Genomic DNA, 16,682 nt, shown 5'->3' with positions numbered 1-16,682 from the left:
GGAATACTGTAAAAACTATGAAGAATAATCTAGTTTACTTTTAAAATTTTGGTTCGGGGCGAGAGCAATTCGGAACTCCTTTTGCCGGAAAATTGATGGAACCGCAAGACTGTAGACGAGTTAGAGAAGAAGAGCCAGTTTCCCTACAATATTTCTATTTAAAAAAGTTCCAGTGATTGGAACGGAAGGTACGAGACTCCTGTGGGAAAAGCGTCGCCAAGGGAGACCCCGCAAGCGCAAGCCGAGGGAGGACCGCCCGCGGAAAGCGAGTGCCTGGAGTGGAAATCAACGCTCAAATTTTACAACCCCTCAAAAAAAAAGTTCCAGCTGATTTCAGAAATCCGCCCCCTTTCCGCCGACTGCCTGCCGAGCCTCCTCGACGCAAGCGCCTTTGGGGTCTTGGCTAGCCAGTTATTCGGCAGGAGTGTCGTAAATCTCTTCAATCCTTTAAGGAATACTGTAAAAACTATGAAGAATAATCTAGTTTACTTTTAAAATTTTGGTTCGGGGCGAGAGCAATTCGGAACTCCTTTTGCCGGAAAATTGATGGAACCGCAAGACTGTAGACGAGTTAGAGAAGAAGAGCCAGTTTCCCTACAATATTTCTATTTAAAAAAGTTCCAGTGATTGGAATGGAAGGTACGAGACTCCTGCGGGAAAAGCGTGTCTAGGGGAGACCCCGCAGGCGCAAGCCGAGGAGGCTCCCCGACCGCCCGCGGAAAGCGAGTGCCTGGAGTGGAAATCAACGCTCAAATTTCACAACCCCTCAAGTAAAAAACATAATGGATATTCAAATTTTCTTTAAGTCACAGATCGGGGTGAGGGCATTCCGATCCTCTTTTGTCGTCTACTGAAAAGAGGCGTTCTACTTCTTGGTTTTAATTCTATACCAATACTTATATTTTTCTTCAAACCCCAATTTTCCGTACAAGCTTAAAGCAGGTGCGTTCGTTTCTATCACCTGAAGATAAGCATTTTTTGCTCCATTTTCTTTACCCCAATGCAATAGATTACGAATGAGAATTGCACCATTGCCTTGGTTTCGAAAGTTTTCATGGGTAATGATATTGTACAGGCCTATGTATTCGTCTTCCAAAACACCCAGTCCACTTGCTGTCACGGTTCCGCCTTCATCAGTCAACAACATAAAGCATGTTTTTGGAATGATATTCCCTAACATCTTTTTCAGGATGGTTTGATCATGATCATCAATATTACTTAGCAGGCAGAAATCGTGAAACCATTCATCATGTAAATGATCATACTTTATGACATTGGTTTCATTCGGTGACTCTGTATCTACCAAATTCAATACCTGGACACTTGTTGTTCCTTCAAGGGCATACCCAGACTCTTCCAGTACACGATCCAAGTTGATAGGGTTTGCCTGTGGAGTCACTTTGTACACGGCCTTATCATTCCTTGCAAAATATAATTGTTCACAATTCGAAATTTTCTTTTTCACATTTTCATTCGATGTATAGATGGGGCTGATGGAATTCGCCCGTTTCGTATATCCATCCGCAAATCGGATAACCCATCCATCATAGATTTGCGTTTGCATGGCGGGTAAAGCATTCAGCGATAATTCTTCAATCTTCTGTATCCATTTGGACTGTTCCATATTCCTCCTCCTCTCCAAAAGTCTATTTGATCATTATTATTATACATGCCGCCCCATTTTTTTTAATAGAACCAAATAAAAGAAGCGGCACAATGGCCGCTTCAGTTGAACAATGTCATATAAATGATTCCAAACAGAAAAAAGATTCCGCAACAAACTATTAAGACTTTTGCAAGTTTCTCCACAGCTTACTCCCTCTCATGAAGGGCATTAAGAAATTCCGGCTCCGATGACAAAAGATAATGCGATTGATATGATCATCGATAGGAATCCAACTGCCCGATTATCTTTTTGTATTTCTTCATCTATTTTAAATCCAGGAGTCATAAATTCAAAAATGAAATAACCGATCAACAGCAGGACAAAACCGTAGACGCCCCAGCCAATCATGGTAAGAAGCGAATTCTGATGGAGAATGGACTGTTGGAATACATAGGCGATCCCAAAAATTTTACCACCTGTTGCCAACGCGACAGAAAGGTTTCCCTGTTTGATTTCCTCCCAGTTCTTGTACTTTGTGACAAGTTCAAAAATGGCTAAAAAAACAATCATGCACAGAATAACGACACTGTAACGAGCAGCTATATATACATATTCATTTTCCCACATGTTCTCCATGGTCCAACTCCCGAATGGTAACTAGCCACCCGGCTTGGCTGAATTGCCGGAATGACCGCTTTCCTTTATTTAAATTCCACCACCGTAACACCTGTTCCGCCTTCACCGGCTTCGCCGAAGCGAATCCTTTTGACAGAGCGGTGATTTTTCAAGTATTCCTGGACCCCGGACCGAAGAGCACCCGTCCCTTTACCATGAATGATGGAGACACTCGAATAACCGGCCAAAAGAGCATCATCAACGTACTTTTCCACTCTTGATATGGCATTTTCAAAGCGCTCTCCACGAAGGTCAAGTTCGACGCTAACGTGATAATCGCGGCCTTTGATCGTGGTAAGCGGCTTTGTTTCTTTTACTTTTGTGCTCTTGATGAATTCCAGGTCAGACTCCTTCACCTTCATTTTCATGATGCCGATCTGAACCTGCCATTCATTATTTGAAACCTTCTCAATCAAGTGACCTTTTTGACCAAAGCTTATGACCTTTACTTCATCTCCAGGTCTCAAGCTTTTATCCAGCGGCTTCGCCGCTTTATTTGTTGTTTTTTTCACTTTAGGCGCTGCTTCTTCAAGCCGTTTTTTGGCATCGATCAGTTCATGCTCTTTAACATCGGCATGCTTTTCAAGTCGCAGTTTACGTAAGTCGGCAATGATCGCTTCCGCTTCCCTTTGTGCATTTTCAACGATTGCCGCTGCCTCTTTTGCTGCCTTTTCAACCATCGAATCCCGTTCTTGATGGTACTCATCAATTTGCTTTTGAAGGTCTTTATGAAGAATTTCCGCCTGTTTCAGGTGATTCTTGGCTTCCAGTTCCTCTTCTTCAGCCTTCTTGCGGCTGTCCTCAAGGGACGCTATCATATTTTCAACTTTATTCGTATCCTCACCAATATGGCTGCGGGCGTTGCTGATCACGTTTTCTTCCAAACCAAGGCGCTTGGAAATTTCAAACGCATTACTCCGCCCTGGTACACCGATTAAAAGTTTATAGGTGGGACTCAAAGTTTCCACATTAAATTCGACGCTTGCATTAATGACGCCTTCCCGATCATATCCATACGCTTTTAATTCCGGGTAATGTGTCGTTGCAATCACACGTGCTCCGCGCTTATACACTTCATCCAAAATGGAAATGGCCAAAGCTGCACCTTCCTGTGGGTCAGTTCCCGCTCCAAGCTCATCGAATAAAACAAGACTGTCATAATCGACATGCTTAAGGATATCGACAATATTGACCATATGCGAAGAGAATGTACTTAAGCTTTGTTCAATCGACTGTTCATCGCCAATATCGGCATAAACAGAGGAAAACACAGCCGTTTCGGAACCATCCAGCGCAGGGATCTGCAGACCGGACTGGGCCATTAACGTACAGAGTCCAATCGTTTTCAGGGTAACCGTCTTACCACCTGTATTCGGACCGGTGATGACGATTGTCGTAAATTCATCACCAAGAAAAATATCATTGGCCACGACGACATCATTCGGAATGAGCGGGTGTTTCGCTTTGAATAATTTTACGCGCCCCTCATTATTCAGAATCGGCTTGGATCCTTTTATCGCTTTTGCATATTTTGCCTTGGCGACAAGGAAATCGATTTGTGCCAGCACTTTGACATTATGAAGCAATTCAGGGGTGAACGCACCGACTTTTTCCGATAGTTCGACCAATATCCGTTCTATTTCCTGCGTTTCCTTCACTCGGGTTTCCTGCAGGACATTATTCAGCTGAACGATTGCTTGCGGTTCAATGAACAACGTCTGCCCTGATGATGATTGATCATGAATGATCCCGCCATACACACTGCGGTATTCCTGTTTTACCGGAATGACGAATCGGTCATTCCGGATGGTGATGATGGCATCGGATAACATTGTTGATGCATTGGAAGAACGGATCATACTTTCCAATTTTTCCCTTACACGACTTTCGTTCGTCCGAATTTGGTTTCTTAGGGTACGAAGCTTGTCGCTGGCCGAATCCATCACTTCGCCATGTTCGCTTACTGCATACGTAATTTCCTGCTGCAAATCAATCAATGGATGAAGGGAATCGATATATTCGGCTAAAAGCGGAACATCAATTTCCTGCTCTGCTAGTTCTTCGAAGAAACGGCTTAAGATCCTGCCGGCACGAATCGTACTCGCTAGTTCCATCAGTTCCATCGGTGAGAGCATACCGCCAATCTGTGCCCTTTTTGCATGTGGACGGATATCGAAAATTCCGCCCAATGGCAAGTTACCTTTCAACCTTACGATTTTGGCAGCCTCATCTGTTTCTTCCTGCCATCTCGACACTTCTTCAAAATCCGTGGAAGGCATCAATTGCTCTGCCTTTTCTTTTCCTATGGATGAGGATGCGTGTGAGATTAATTGTTCTTTTATCTTATGAAATTCCAATGTCTTTAAAGCTTTATTATGCATGGAGTTAAAGCTCCTCCTTATTTATGGGCAAATAGTTAATCATTTCTCTTTAAAAACGCCAATAAGCCATCCGTATCCCTTGCATTAAGAACCGTGGATTCTTTAATCCAGCCTTTTTTGGCTGACGAGACCCCTACAGGCATATGTTCAAGCATGTCGATGCTGTGGGCATCCGTATTGATCACGATCGGAACGCCTGCTTCCTGAGCCTTGCGCAGATGCGGAGGTGCCAAATCCAACCGGTTCGGATTCGCATTCAATTCCAAGGCCGTATTCGTTTCACGGGCCAGTTCAATCAGCATTTCTATATCCACATCATAACCGGTGCGTCTGCCGATGATCCTTCCCGTTGGATGGGCGATGATATCGACATGCGGATTATTCAGAGCCGTTTTTAAGCGCTCCATGATCGTTTCCCGAGGCTGTGAAAAACTTGAGTGAATCGATGCGATCACCAAATCCATCTCTGCAAGCAGCTCATCGTCATAATCAAGTGTCCCATCAGGAAGTATATCCATCTCTATCCCTGAAAGAACGGTAATGTCAGTGTATTTTTCATTAAGTTCATGGATGATCCGTTTTTGTTCACGTAAACGTTCAGCGGTCAAGCCGTTCGCCACTTTCAGATATTGCGAATGATCGGTGATGGCCATATATCGATACCCTTTTGCACGGCATGCTTCAATCATTTCTTCAATCGTATGAGCACCATCACTCCATGTTGTATGCATATGCAGATCACCTTTAATGGCCTCTAAAGATATGAGAGGTTCATTAGCATCATAATGCTCCACTTCCGTTCCGTCTTCACGTATTTCTGGGGGAATGAAAGGAAGGCCAAAATGATTATAAAATTGTTCTTCCGTTTCAAACGTCAATACATCACCGGTTTCAGTCACTTCCACCCCATATTCACTGATTTTCTCTCCGCGATCTTTAGCAAGCTGGCGCATCCGCACATTGTGATCCTTCGAACCTGTAAAATGATGAAGTGTCGTGATGAATTCCTTATCCTTGACGATTCGGAAATCGACAGAAATGTCATATTCATAATCAAGCACGACCGATACTTTTGTATCACCGGCCGCAATCACCTGTTTTATCCCTTTTATTGCAAGCAGTTGATTCTTGACCTCTTCGGGATGATCTGTTGAAATGATGAAATCGAGGTCCTTGATCGTTTCCCTCATACGCCGGATGCTGCCCGCCCTGGAGGAACGGATGATGTAATCCATGTTAGCAAGGGCCGTTTCAATATCAGCCGCAATCGGCTTCATGAAGGCTAGGGGCAGTCGATCGGGCCTTGAACCCGCCTCGGCAATTGCAGACAGGATCTTCTCTTCCGTTTTTTTGCCGAAACCGGCAAGCGCAGCGACCCTGCCTTCCTCACAGGCGATTTTAAGATCATTCACATCTTTGACATGCAGCTCTTTATGAAGCTTGGCAATTTTCTTACCGCCCAAACCTTGAAGCTGCAGAAGCGGAATCAATCCTTTTGGCACCTGCTCCTGAAGCTCTTCAAGTACAGTCGATTTCCCTTCATTTATATACTCTTCGATGACGGATGCCGTTCCTTTCCCGATTCCATTCAAAGCGGTAAAATCTTCGATCTCCGTCAGGCTCCGGTCATCCGTTTCCAAGGCGCCCGCTGCCTTTCGGAAAGCTGAAACCTTAAACGGGTTCTCTCCTTTTAGTTCCATATATATTGCAATTTTTTCTAATAGTTTAATGATATCTTTTTTATTAATTGTCATTTAATTCACCGCCGAAAAAATTAGTAGGGTGTCCCATGTTCACTTTCTTAAAGATACCTTTCTTGGAGGTAAAGTACAAGCAGTCAGATTCTTAACCATCGAATCAAATAGAAGGAAGCTACATGCCGCTACATAAAAAGGGGCCTCCCCCGTGTTCAAAGTATAGGAATCCAGGACTTTGAGAAAGGGAGGCAGGCCCTCTTATACTGACATTAAGATTGTTTTACATCATGAAACCAAAGTTCCTTCACTTGCTCGGAAAGGAACGGCGTATGTTTCACGATCGATTCTGCCAGAAATGAGCCGGTTAATGGTTTCTGGATGGAATCCATTGGCAGCATGGCAGCTATATTTAATATAATAAACATGATAAGATAGACTTCGAGAAAACCCAATATCCCTCCGCCCCAGCGATTCAGCTGCTTTAGTATCGGTAGATGGGTAATGAAATTGAGCATGGATCCTATCATTTGCCAAAGAATCTTGGCAGCAAAGAAAATGATTGCAAAGGCAATTGCATTGTAATACGCCGTATCAAGCCCGACTGTATTGAAAAACATATTAAGGGTCGAGGAATCACCCATCGTTGGGAACGGAATCCATAATTTCAAATTGGGAGCAAGATCTCCGTAAAATACATAGGCGACGATGAAGGCTACAATGAACCCAGTCATATGAACCGTTTGTAAAATGAAGCCACGCTTTAAACCGATTAATAAACCGATTAAAAGAATGGCCAGAATTGCTAAATCAAGCATGTACTCAGTCCTTCTCTCTCTTTAATTCCAGTTGAAGCTGGTCTAGTTCATCTTTTAATTTAATATATTCATGGATGGTATTCACGGCCGTTAGCACCGCTAGCTTGCTTGTATCCAAGTATGGATTTTTCATCCTGATCTCTCTCATTTTTTCGTCAACCATCGAAGCGACCAGGCGCATATGACTTGCGCTTTCTGTGCCGACGATTGTATATGGCTGTCCGTATATATCAACTGTTGTTTTATTTCGTTTATCGTCTGACAAAATGATGCCCCCAATCTAAACAATCCTAATTCTATCATATCATGAAGTTTTTCGTCATGAAAGAGAGTACATCGTCATTTCTTGCATAAAAATTTCAATAATTTGTCAAACGATATCGAATTCAGGAAGAAGATTACCTATTAAACAAAATGAAGTTAGGAGCTAACCCATTATGTCCCATGTTGTTTTACTTATCAGTCCTGAACAAATAAAGGCGATGAAGTCCCATTATTCCTCATCCTTGGCCGCCAAGCAGCCGCCGGGGAGCATCTTTTCCGCCAAACCGCCGCTATGTACGGTGACGGCCTATAAATCCGGGAAGGTCCTTTTTCAAGGTAAGAATGCCGAAATAGAAGCGGTAAAATGGCAAAAAGGTACCACTGCTGCGGCTCCAAAGAAAAAAAAGGCATCCTCTGCATCGGTCAACGTCCATCGATATTCGCCGCCTGCAAATATCGGAACCATGTCAGTGATTGGTTCAGACGAGGTCGGAACAGGAGACTATTTCGGCCCGATGACCGTCGTAGCCGTATATGCCAAGAAGGAGCAACTCGCTCTATTAAAGGAGCTTGGTGTCCAGGATTCCAAAAATCTGAAAGACCCACAGATCATCGACATTGCCAAACAGATTAAGGATGTAGTGCCCTTCAGCCTGCTCACATGCGACAACCCGAAATATAATGCGCTGCAGGCAAAGGGAATGTCACAAGGAAAAATGAAGGCACTCCTCCATAACCAAGCAATCAAGCACCTCGTGCAAAAAATCCAGCCAGAACAAGCAGAAGCCGTCCTTATTGATCAATTTGCTCAACCAGAGGTATTTTTCAATTACTTAAAAGGCCAAGAACTATTCCAAGCTAATGCCACCTATCTATGCACAAAAGCGGAAGGCGTTCACCTTGGAGTGGCAGCCGCATCCATCCTGGCCCGATATGCATTCGTCAAACGCTTTGACTTGCTGAGTGAGAAAGCCGGGTTCAAAATCCCTAAAGGTGCCGGATTTGCAGTCGATGAAGCGGCCGCAAGATTGATTCACGAAAAAGGAATCGATTCATTACACGAATTCACGAAAACCCATTTTGCCAACACAGAAAAAGCGAAGCGACTCTATCAACAGAAATATAATAAATAGAAGAAAGCGGCTGATCTTCCTGAACAGCCGCCTTTTTCTCGTGAATTTGCGCGGTTTACTTGTGAATTTACGCGGTTTCCTCGTGAATTCACGCTATTTACTCGTAAGTTTGCGCGGGTTACTCGTGAATTTGCACCTTTTACTCGTGAGTTTGCGGTTTACTCGTGAGTTTGCTCCATTTTCTCGTGAGTTTCCACTATTTACTCGTGAATTCACGCCTTTTACTCGTGAGTTTGCGCCTTTTACTCGTGAATTCACGCCATTTACTCGTGAGTTTGCGCCTTTTACTCGTGAATTCACGCCTTTTACTCGTAAAATAAAAAAAGACAGCTCCCCATGATTCAGGGAGCTGTCTTTTTGGTTTTATCCTCTTAGCTCTGCGCCGGCTTTTTCTTTAACGGCATCAAGCACTTTATCATGTGCTTTTGTAATGTCCTCGTCCGTCAGTGTACGTTCCGGGTCGTAGTATTTCAGTGAGTAGGCAATGGATTTCTTGCCTTCCTCCATTCTTTCACCTTCGTATAAGTCGAAGATGCTTACTTCTTTCAGCAGTTTGCCGCCGGCTTCTTCAATAATATCCTGAATGTCCCCAGCTTTCGTAGCTTGATCCACAACGAGCGCGATATCGCGTGTGGTTGATGGATAGCGCGGAATCGTTTGGTATGCTATCGGCGCGACTTCTGCTTCGGCCAATGCTTTTAAGGAAAGTTCGAAAATGTATGTTTCTTTAATATCCAAGTCTTTTTGGACAGTTGGGTGCACTTGGCCGATAAAGCCAATTACTTCACCATTCAATAGTACTTCCGCTGTCCGTCCTGGATGCATGTCGTTGATTTCCGCTTGGCGGTAACTGATTTGATCAGCTAATCCAAGTGTGTCGAATAATGCTTCGATCACGCCTTTGGCTACAAAGAAATCCACTGGTTTCTTTTCACCCTGCCATAGATGTGACTCCCATAGGCCGGTGATTGCTCCAGCAACATGTTCTTTTTCTTCAGGCAGTTCTTGTTCCTCACGCTTAAAGAATACCGAACCGATTTCATACAGTGCCAGTGAATCAATTTGGCGGGCATTGTTATATTTCACGACTTCCAGCAATTGAGGCACGATGCTTAAACGCAGCTGGCTTCTTTCTTCACTTATTGGCATTGCCAATCGAATGGATTCTCTTGCTTCCAATGCGAATTGGGACGCTTTTTCCTGGCTTGTCAGTGAATAGGTCACTGCTTGATAAAGGCCTGCGCCTTCAAGTGTACGGCGTGCCTTCCGCCGTTTAATTTGATAGTCTGTCAATTGGCCTGGGTTAGCAGAACCGATCGGCAGTGTAACGGGGATGTTATCATATCCATATAAACGTGCAGCCTCTTCGACTAAATCGGCTTCAATCGTAATATCACCACGGCGCGTCGGGACAGTGATCGTGAATGTTTCATTGTCAAGTTCCACGCCGAATTGCAGACGTTTGAAGATTGACTCGACAACTGATACGGTCATGCTTGTTCCAAGGAGTGTGTTGAATTTTTCAAGCGTGATGCTAATGACCGCAGGTTCCATTGACAATTCGTCAACTGCTGCTGCTCCTTGTAAGACTGTTCCGCCTGCATATTGTGCAATCAATTGTGCAGCACGTTCCCCTGCTTCACGAACACGTGCCGGGTCGACGCCTTTTTCAAAGCGGGCACTGGCTTCACTGCGTAATCCATGGTCCTTTGAAGCTTTGCGAACTACTGTACCTGCAAAATATGCACTTTCAATAATGATGTTCGTCGTATCATTTTTGACTTCGGAATCCGCTCCGCCCATCACACCAGCAATCGCAACAGGCTCACTGCCATTCGTGATCACTAAATGGTCAGGTGTCAAAGTACGTTCCGCTTCATCCAATGTTACTATTTTTTCAGCATCCTTCGCTCTGCGGATGACGATTTCCTTTGAACCAAAGCGGTCATAATCAAAGGCATGGAGCGGTTGGCCGTATTCAAGTAAAATGTAGTTCGTGATATCCACCACATTATTATGAGGTCGGATACCTGCAGACATCAACCTAGTCTGCATCCAAAGCGGTGAGGGTCCGATCTTAACATCCTTGATGATTTTAGCCATGTATATCGGGTTATCTTCTTTCGCTTCCACTTTGACACTGATATAATCAGTTGCTTTTTCAGCTGCCTCTTCTTTCTCGACTACCGGCCATTTCACTTCCCGGCCTAGAATGGCTCCCACTTCGTATGCAACACCAAGCATGCTTAGCGCGTCGGAGCGGTTTGGAGTCAGCCCAAGTTCCAGCACTTCATCACTTAAACCAAGTTCCTCCAATGCATCTTTCCCTACTTCCACATCATTAGGGAAGACGAAGATTCCTGTAGCATAATCCTTGGAAACAAGCTTGGATTCGAAGCCCAATTCTTGAAGCGAGCAAATCATTCCGTGCGATTCTTCTCCGCGAAGTTTCGCTTTCTTGATTTTGAAATTACCTGGAAGGACTGCGCCAACAGTAGCGACTGCGACTTTTTGGCCCTTATCGACATTCGGTGCCCCGCAGATGATCTGAACGGGATTTTCGGCCCCGATATCAACTTGGCATTTATTCAATTTATCCGCATTTGGATGCTGTTCACGTTCTAAGACATGCCCGATGACGACCCCTTTTAGCCCTTCACTTTTCTTTTCCACCCCTTCAACCTCAATGCCGCTTTTCGTGATTTTGTCAGCTAGCTCCGTCGCATTGATGCCTGAAAGGTCAACATAATCTTGTAACCATTTATATGACACAAACATGGTAGGTCCTCCTTTTTAAAATAAAAATTTATGCTTCGTGATGGTTGAATTGTTTTAAGAATCGAACATCATTCGTATAGAAATGACGGATATCGTCCACACCGTACTTCAACATGGCAATCCGTTCCACGCCCATTCCAAATGCGAATCCAGAGTATTTCTTGGAATCGAAGCCAGCCATCTCAAGAACATTCGGATGAACGATCCCAGCGCCAAGCACTTCGATCCAGCCTGTTTTTTTACATACGCTGCAGCCTTTGCCGCTGCAGATTTTACAAGAAATATCCACTTCGACGGAAGGCTCAGTAAATGGGAAGAAACTTGGACGAAGACGGATTTCACGGTCTTGACCGAATACTTTTTTCGCAAATACGTCTAGCGTTCCTTTCAGGTCGCTCATGCTGATGTTCTCATCGATGACCAAGCCTTCAATTTGCTGGAATTGATGGGAGTGTGTCGCATCATCGTTATCCCGGCGATATACTTTTCCTGGGCAAATGATTTTAACAGGGCCTTGACCTTTATGTTTTTCCATCGTTCTGGCTTGAACAGGTGAAGTGTGCGTGCGCATCAGGATTTCATCCGTGATGTAGAAGGAGTCCTGCATATCACGTGCCGGATGGCTTTTTGGCAAGTTAAGTGCCTCGAAGTTGTAGTAGTCGCTCTCGACTTCAGGACCTTCCGCAACCGTATAACCCATCCCGATGAATAAGTCTTCGATTTCCTCCACGATTCGTGTTAATGGGTGAAGATTCCCCTTGTTTACCGGACGTCCTGGAAGTGTGACGTCAATCGTTTCAGTTGCTAGCTTTGCGTTGACTGCCGCGGTTTCAAGCGCTTTTTGTTTCTCCTCGATCTTTGTTGCGATCGCTTCACGTACTTCATTGGCTAGTGCCCCGATTTTCGGGCGTTCTTCGGCAGATAATTTACCCATGCCGCGCAATACCTCAGTGATTGGCCCTTTTTTCCCTAAATAAGCAACACGGACTTCATTCAGTTCTTTTAATTCGGAAGCGGCGGCAACTTTTTGCAACGCTTCTTCCTGCAGTTCTAGTAAACGTTCCTGCATCATGTCTTCCTCCTTTATTTTCCTTTTGTAAAAATGAACACAAAAAAACCCCGATCCCTAAAGGGACGAGGTTTATGTATCGCGGTACCACCCTTATTAGTGCACAAACAAAAAAACTTCTGCACTCACTTCATTAAAAATAACGGCTCTTCACCGGAACATTTTTCGGACATTCTGTCTTCCCAATGCCAACTCGAAAGGTGAATTCACTTAAGCAGTGCCATAAAAATGCTTTCAGTCAAGGCATTTTCTCCCTGGATATGGTTAACTTTAAGCTACTACTCTTTGTCATCGTTGTTTTCATTATAAAATTCTGTTTTATTATATTATAATTCTTCGGCAGTTTCAAATCGATTTTCGTAAATGGTACATTAAAATCCCGGCAGCGATCCCCACATTCAAAGATTCACTTTTTCCGTAGATGGGAATATAGAGGTTTTTAGTCGTTTTCTCCAGTAATTCCTTCGATACTCCTTGGCCTTCATTACCGACCAGCAGGGCAAATCGGGAAGACTTTTCCACTTCTTCAAATGGCGATGCCCCTTCTAATGCCGTGCCATAAACCGGTGTGCCGCTTTGCTTCAGCCCATCGATGATTTCGGATAGGTTCCCTTTAATGACAGGCATATGGAAGAGGCTCCCTTGCGTCGAACGGACCACTTTGGGATTATACAAGTCAGCACACCCTTCCCCAAGGATGACCGCATCGATTCCCGCTGCATCCGCTGTCCTGATCATCGTTCCAATATTCCCAGGATCTTGGACGGCATCGATCAACAATAATTTCTCCGGATTGATGGAAGCCATGCTCGTTGATTTCTGTTCACAAACCGCAGCAATTCCCTGCGGGGCTTCGGTATCGCAAATCGCCTTCATAATATCATTTTTCACATAAATGAGTTCTGTGCCTTCCACCTTAAAATGGGCAGGCATTTCAGTTTCTTCATTGATGATCACTTCCAAGACGATTTCTTCCTTTAAAGCTTCTTCAACTAGGTGAAAACCCTCAACTAAATATTTACCTGTTTTATCTCGTTCTTTTTTCGTCAAAAGTTTTTTCCATTGCTTAACTTGCGGGTTTTTTACGGATTCGATATATTTCAAGGGTAAACGCTCCTTTAACTTCACACTGATTTTCCTATTATAACGCAATTCACATACATATTGCATGCGAGTTTGTGAAATGCTATTAATGTCAGTCATTATGTGTTAGAGGAGGAATAATTATGAATTTAAACTTACGTAATGCGATCATTCAAAATGTATCTGGAAATACGCAAGAGCAGCTGGAAGACACGATTGTCGATGCCATACAAAATGGCGAGGAAAAAATGCTTCCTGGATTGGGAGTATTATTCGAGGTCATCTGGCAAAATTCATCTGAGCAGGAAAAACAGGAAATGATCACTGCCCTCGAAGCAGGATTAAAAAAATAACAGCCTTCAAAGGCTGTTATTTTTTTAATCTCGCTTCGCCAGCCTTCAGTTCTTGGATGGAGACTTCTTCATCAAGCAGTAAGATGAATTTCTTTGCTTTCACTTCTTCAAGCATCGCTTTTGTCTCAGCAAAGGAGTAGCCGTATTTCGTGAAAAAGCTGCGTAAATCTCCAGATCCTTCATCTGTGAAGTAATGGAAGATTTTTAAAAAAAGAGTGTCCTCCTTATCCTGATTGGCGATGATCAGTATATCCGTATGTTCATTTCCAAGCTGCACATAATTTTTTATATCAGCTGCCACTGTCATTTGGGTGCCAGATACGCCTTTTGCTTTTAAGTCTGAAATTGCAGCAAGTAGTTCCGGATTAGAGTCAAAAACACCATATACGTTTTTTTCCATGTTTCTCCCCCTCCTTTTTACTCTACTTAAAATAAAATTCCTTTGTCATTATACCTTGCAGCTTTATCAATAAACAAGCAAATAGTCTATGGAGACGAACAAGGGAACCCTCAGCCTAAAGGGTTTTTATAAAAATAACAGCCTGTAGCAAACTCTGCAGTTTTATTAAAAAACGTTGCAGTTGATTTCAGAATCCGCTCCCTTTCCGCCAACTGTCTGCCAAGCCACATCAAAAAGCGGCTGCGGTGGCTCGGCTAGCCAGTAATTCGGCAGGAGTGCCGCACATTATTCAATCCAATAACGAATACAGAAAAAACAAACAAAAACAGCCTTATGCAGGCTGTTCTTGTTGCGTATTACAGATTGTCGGTATTGATTCGATTTTTGATGTATTCATCTTGTAAGCCTTCCTCTTGCTGTCCGCTGGCTGTCGGGCCCGCGGTCCGATCCAGTGATCCTTGAGCGTCCAGGTTTTTGTCAGCATCGTCTGCAAACGGGTCGCTTGCCAGTGTTCCTTCATGAATCCCTGGTTTTTTCTTCTTGAATTTTTCTGTGGAATTCCCCCAGATTTCCCTTTCTTGAGCTCGCTTCATATCCAGCTCTTCATTTTCATAGATATTGGCGGAATTTCCGTGAAGCTCTTCGCTTCTTCCTGGCTGTGCTTCCATTTCCCTTGTTTGATAGGCATTCGCGGTTGTTTCCGGAAAAAGGTTCGGGTCCGGATTGTTCACCACCCCTGTTTTAAGCGGATTCTCTGCAGGTGCGTCCGTATCCTCGATGCGATTGGAAGTTATGTTCTCTCGTGATGTTGCGGTTTCCGATTCATCTAAAAGAATGAGGAATTTTCCGGCCTCCACTTCATTTATATAAGCGGTTGCTTCACTATCGGCAAGACCTAACTCACCTAGACGGTTCCTTATATCTTTAGAACCCTCGTTCAGGAAAAAGTGTTTCATTTTATCAATGAAGGATTCCTCGTTAGAGTTAGTAACGACTTCGACATCCGGATCATGCTTTTCATTAACGAAATCCAAATCTTCTTTCTTATCAGCCATTACCGTTATTTCCCCTTCATGAACCCCCTTTTCCTTGAGGGATTGTATAGCCTGGATCATTTCTCTTTCCGTATTAAAAACACCATATAACGTTTTTCCCATGCATATTCCTCCTCCTTTTTCCGATATTTCTTCATATGTGTATTTATACCCTGATGGGTGCCAATTAAACAAAAAGGTTTGCCTTCCCTAAGGCTCGAACCTTTAATCAGTCTTTAAAAACCAAAAGGAAACCTGCAGTTTTAAAACTGCAGGCCATTTCCTTCACTCATAGAAGCGGTCGGTTCTACGTTCAGTTGCCTTTTTCTCATTCACGATCGATTCATCTGTACTATCAAGCTGGATATCTTCCTTTTTAAGAGTATCCTGAACTTGTTCCGTTTCTTGTACAGCATGTTTCTTGATGACAATTTCATCGGTGACAACCGGTTTTTTCGAAACTTCCAGTTTTTCTTCAACAACCGGGATTCGTAATGTTTCCCCATCTTCAATGGTTCCGGTTTCCCGATTCGCTTCACGTCCTGAAACCGATCTATGCTCAACTGTCACTTCTTCGTGTTCAACAGGGACATTGATCGTTTTATGCTGTTCATTGACTTCTTTATTAATGACGACTTCTCCTGTCTGAACTCTATCTTTGTCAATGTTCAGCTGTTCTTCCCGAAGTGTAAGTGTCCTTTCATCTTCTGGCAATTCACGGCCTTGTCCGTTGACTCCATAAACATCTTCTTTATTTAAAGCATCGGTTTTTTCCGTGCCATTATATAGTGGGTTGGTGGAGTTGGTATCAAGCCTTGTACCGGCAGTGTCCATTGTTCCGGTCGTGAATTTATCTCTTGCCGTTCCAAGATGGCCTTCACCTTCTTCAACCAGAACCAGGACTTTTCCATTTTCTACATCAAAGACATGTTCAGCCGCATCACTATTCGAAAGGCCTGCATTCGCCAATCTTGTTGAAAGGTCTGCCGTATCTTCCGGCATGAAGAAACGTGCCACCTTGTCCATAAACGATTCGTCGTTAGGAACATTCGTCATTGTGTGAACATCCGTTTCACGTTGATGGTTCGTGAAATCCAGTGTTTCTTCCTTATCTGCGACGACCGTAATATCGTCCCCTTCAAAGCCTTTTGCCTTAAGTGCATTAATTGCTTGGATCACTTCTCCATTTGATTCATATACTCCATATACTGTTTTATTCATTTTACATTCCTCCTTAGGTTTTGTTGTTTCGTTTAGTGGATGCTATATATAAACAATACCCGCCATGTTCCTAAGTAAACGAGGAATCCATATTTCATTTTTGTTATATCATTTACAATTCGTTCTCAGCACAGAACGCATTTTTAATTGAAATCCAAGCTTTACAAGGGTTT

General features: G+C 43.6%; 15 protein-coding genes and 1 other annotated feature. Of the genes, 3 read left to right on the top strand and 12 right to left on the bottom strand.

Annotated features, from left to right (window positions below; translation table 11 throughout):
* Positions 1-865: 865 nt before the first annotated feature.
* From ACZ9AO_RS03740 to zapA, 6 genes are all read right to left on the bottom strand, one after another.
* The gene (locus ACZ9AO_RS03740; RefSeq protein WP_476108510.1) at positions 866-1,624 is read right to left on the bottom strand and encodes a GNAT family N-acetyltransferase; all 759 of its coding nucleotides are present in this window, start codon (positions 1,622-1,624) and stop codon (positions 866-868) included.
* A gap of 210 nt (positions 1,625-1,834) precedes the next feature.
* A complete protein-coding gene (locus ACZ9AO_RS03735; protein WP_034309012.1) occupies positions 1,835-2,242 on the bottom strand; it encodes a DUF350 domain-containing protein in 408 nt (135 codons plus the stop codon).
* A 65-nt stretch (positions 2,243-2,307) separates the two neighbouring features.
* The gene (locus ACZ9AO_RS03730; protein ID WP_476108509.1) at positions 2,308-4,662 is read right to left on the bottom strand and encodes an endonuclease MutS2; all 2,355 of its coding nucleotides are present in this window, start codon (positions 4,660-4,662) and stop codon (positions 2,308-2,310) included.
* 35 nt (positions 4,663-4,697) lie between these two features.
* Positions 4,698-6,416, bottom strand: a complete 1,719-nt coding sequence (gene polX, locus ACZ9AO_RS03725; protein ID WP_476108508.1) for a DNA polymerase/3'-5' exonuclease PolX — start codon at positions 6,414-6,416, stop codon at positions 4,698-4,700.
* A gap of 212 nt (positions 6,417-6,628) precedes the next feature.
* Positions 6,629-7,174, bottom strand: a complete 546-nt coding sequence (locus ACZ9AO_RS03720; RefSeq protein WP_476108507.1) for a CvpA family protein — start codon at positions 7,172-7,174, stop codon at positions 6,629-6,631.
* 4 nt (positions 7,175-7,178) lie between these two features.
* A complete protein-coding gene (zapA, locus tag ACZ9AO_RS03715; protein ID WP_048678967.1) occupies positions 7,179-7,439 on the bottom strand; it encodes a cell division protein ZapA in 261 nt (86 codons plus the stop codon).
* 172 nt (positions 7,440-7,611) lie between these two features.
* Here zapA and rnhC point away from each other — a divergent pair, with 172 nt between their 5' ends.
* Both rnhC and ACZ9AO_RS03705 read left to right on the top strand, forming a co-directional pair.
* A complete protein-coding gene (rnhC, locus tag ACZ9AO_RS03710; protein ID WP_476108506.1) occupies positions 7,612-8,571 on the top strand; it encodes a ribonuclease HIII in 960 nt (319 codons plus the stop codon).
* Between the two features lie 61 nt (positions 8,572-8,632).
* Positions 8,633-8,911: a hypothetical protein gene (locus ACZ9AO_RS03705; RefSeq protein WP_476108505.1), complete on the top strand. Its 279-nt coding sequence runs from the start codon at positions 8,633-8,635 to the stop codon at positions 8,909-8,911.
* A gap of 23 nt (positions 8,912-8,934) precedes the next feature.
* On the opposite strand, the gene pheT is transcribed toward ACZ9AO_RS03705, so the two are convergent.
* The 3 genes from pheT to ACZ9AO_RS03690 all read right to left on the bottom strand — a co-directional run bounded on the left by pheT (position 8,935) and on the right by ACZ9AO_RS03690 (position 13,522).
* Positions 8,935-11,349 (bottom strand): phenylalanine--tRNA ligase subunit beta, encoded by a 2,415-nt coding sequence (gene pheT, locus ACZ9AO_RS03700; RefSeq protein WP_476108504.1) that lies wholly within the window; start codon positions 11,347-11,349, stop codon positions 8,935-8,937.
* 28 nt (positions 11,350-11,377) lie between these two features.
* Positions 11,378-12,418, bottom strand: a complete 1,041-nt coding sequence (pheS, locus tag ACZ9AO_RS03695) for a phenylalanine--tRNA ligase subunit alpha (protein WP_053535889.1) — start codon at positions 12,416-12,418, stop codon at positions 11,378-11,380.
* Between the two features lie 58 nt (positions 12,419-12,476).
* Positions 12,477-12,719 (bottom strand) — a binding site (T-box leader).
* A gap of 44 nt (positions 12,720-12,763) precedes the next feature.
* On the bottom strand, positions 12,764-13,522 hold the full coding sequence (locus ACZ9AO_RS03690; RefSeq protein WP_127778346.1) for a TrmH family RNA methyltransferase: 759 nt from the start codon (positions 13,520-13,522) through the stop codon (positions 12,764-12,766).
* Positions 13,523-13,644: 122 nt separating this feature from the next.
* Between ACZ9AO_RS03690 and sspI the strand changes: the two genes are divergently transcribed.
* Positions 13,645-13,854: a small acid-soluble spore protein SspI gene (sspI, locus tag ACZ9AO_RS03685; RefSeq protein WP_034309032.1), complete on the top strand. Its 210-nt coding sequence runs from the start codon at positions 13,645-13,647 to the stop codon at positions 13,852-13,854.
* Positions 13,855-13,870: 16 nt separating this feature from the next.
* On the opposite strand, the gene ACZ9AO_RS03680 is transcribed toward sspI, so the two are convergent.
* The 3 genes from ACZ9AO_RS03680 to ACZ9AO_RS03670 form a co-directional block, all read right to left on the bottom strand.
* Complete coding sequence (locus ACZ9AO_RS03680) at positions 13,871-14,254, bottom strand: hypothetical protein (protein ID WP_476108503.1); 384 nt, start codon at positions 14,252-14,254, stop codon at positions 13,871-13,873.
* A gap of 356 nt (positions 14,255-14,610) precedes the next feature.
* Positions 14,611-15,411 (bottom strand): YflT domain-containing protein, encoded by an 801-nt coding sequence (locus tag ACZ9AO_RS03675; RefSeq protein ID WP_251539764.1) that lies wholly within the window; start codon positions 15,409-15,411, stop codon positions 14,611-14,613.
* 162 nt (positions 15,412-15,573) lie between these two features.
* Complete coding sequence (locus tag ACZ9AO_RS03670) at positions 15,574-16,509, bottom strand: YsnF/AvaK domain-containing protein (protein WP_476108502.1); 936 nt, start codon at positions 16,507-16,509, stop codon at positions 15,574-15,576.
* Positions 16,510-16,682 lie beyond the last annotated feature (173 nt).

It is taken from the genome of Peribacillus sp. TE19612, assembly GCF_056279465.1.
The sequence above is the reverse complement of the archived record's forward strand: the minus strand, read 5'-3'. Positions and strand labels throughout refer to the sequence as shown.

What these genes read in the sequence shown, in the direction of transcription:
- ACZ9AO_RS03740 (WP_476108510.1), bottom strand. Translation starts at nt 1,624, where the DNA reads ATGGAACAGTCCAAATGGATACAGAAGATTGAAGAATTATCGCTGAAT.
- ACZ9AO_RS03735 (WP_034309012.1), bottom strand. Translation starts at nt 2,242, where the DNA reads ATGGAGAACATGTGGGAAAATGAATATGTATATATAGCTGCTCGTTAC.
- ACZ9AO_RS03730 (WP_476108509.1), bottom strand. Translation starts at nt 4,662, where the DNA reads ATGCATAATAAAGCTTTAAAGACATTGGAATTTCATAAGATAAAAGAA.
- polX (WP_476108508.1), bottom strand. Translation starts at nt 6,416, where the DNA reads ATGACAATTAATAAAAAAGATATCATTAAACTATTAGAAAAAATTGCA.
- ACZ9AO_RS03720 (WP_476108507.1), bottom strand. Translation starts at nt 7,174, where the DNA reads ATGCTTGATTTAGCAATTCTGGCCATTCTTTTAATCGGTTTATTAATC.
- rnhC (WP_476108506.1), top strand. Translation starts at nt 7,612, where the DNA reads ATGTCCCATGTTGTTTTACTTATCAGTCCTGAACAAATAAAGGCGATG.
- pheT (WP_476108504.1), bottom strand. Translation starts at nt 11,349, where the DNA reads ATGTTTGTGTCATATAAATGGTTACAAGATTATGTTGACCTTTCAGGC.
- pheS (WP_053535889.1), bottom strand. Translation starts at nt 12,418, where the DNA reads ATGCAGGAACGTTTACTAGAACTGCAGGAAGAAGCGTTGCAAAAAGTT.
- sspI (WP_034309032.1), top strand. Translation starts at nt 13,645, where the DNA reads ATGAATTTAAACTTACGTAATGCGATCATTCAAAATGTATCTGGAAAT.
- ACZ9AO_RS03680 (WP_476108503.1), bottom strand. Translation starts at nt 14,254, where the DNA reads ATGGAAAAAAACGTATATGGTGTTTTTGACTCTAATCCGGAACTACTT.
- ACZ9AO_RS03675 (WP_251539764.1), bottom strand. Translation starts at nt 15,411, where the DNA reads ATGGGAAAAACGTTATATGGTGTTTTTAATACGGAAAGAGAAATGATC.
- ACZ9AO_RS03670 (WP_476108502.1), bottom strand. Translation starts at nt 16,509, where the DNA reads ATGAATAAAACAGTATATGGAGTATATGAATCAAATGGAGAAGTGATC.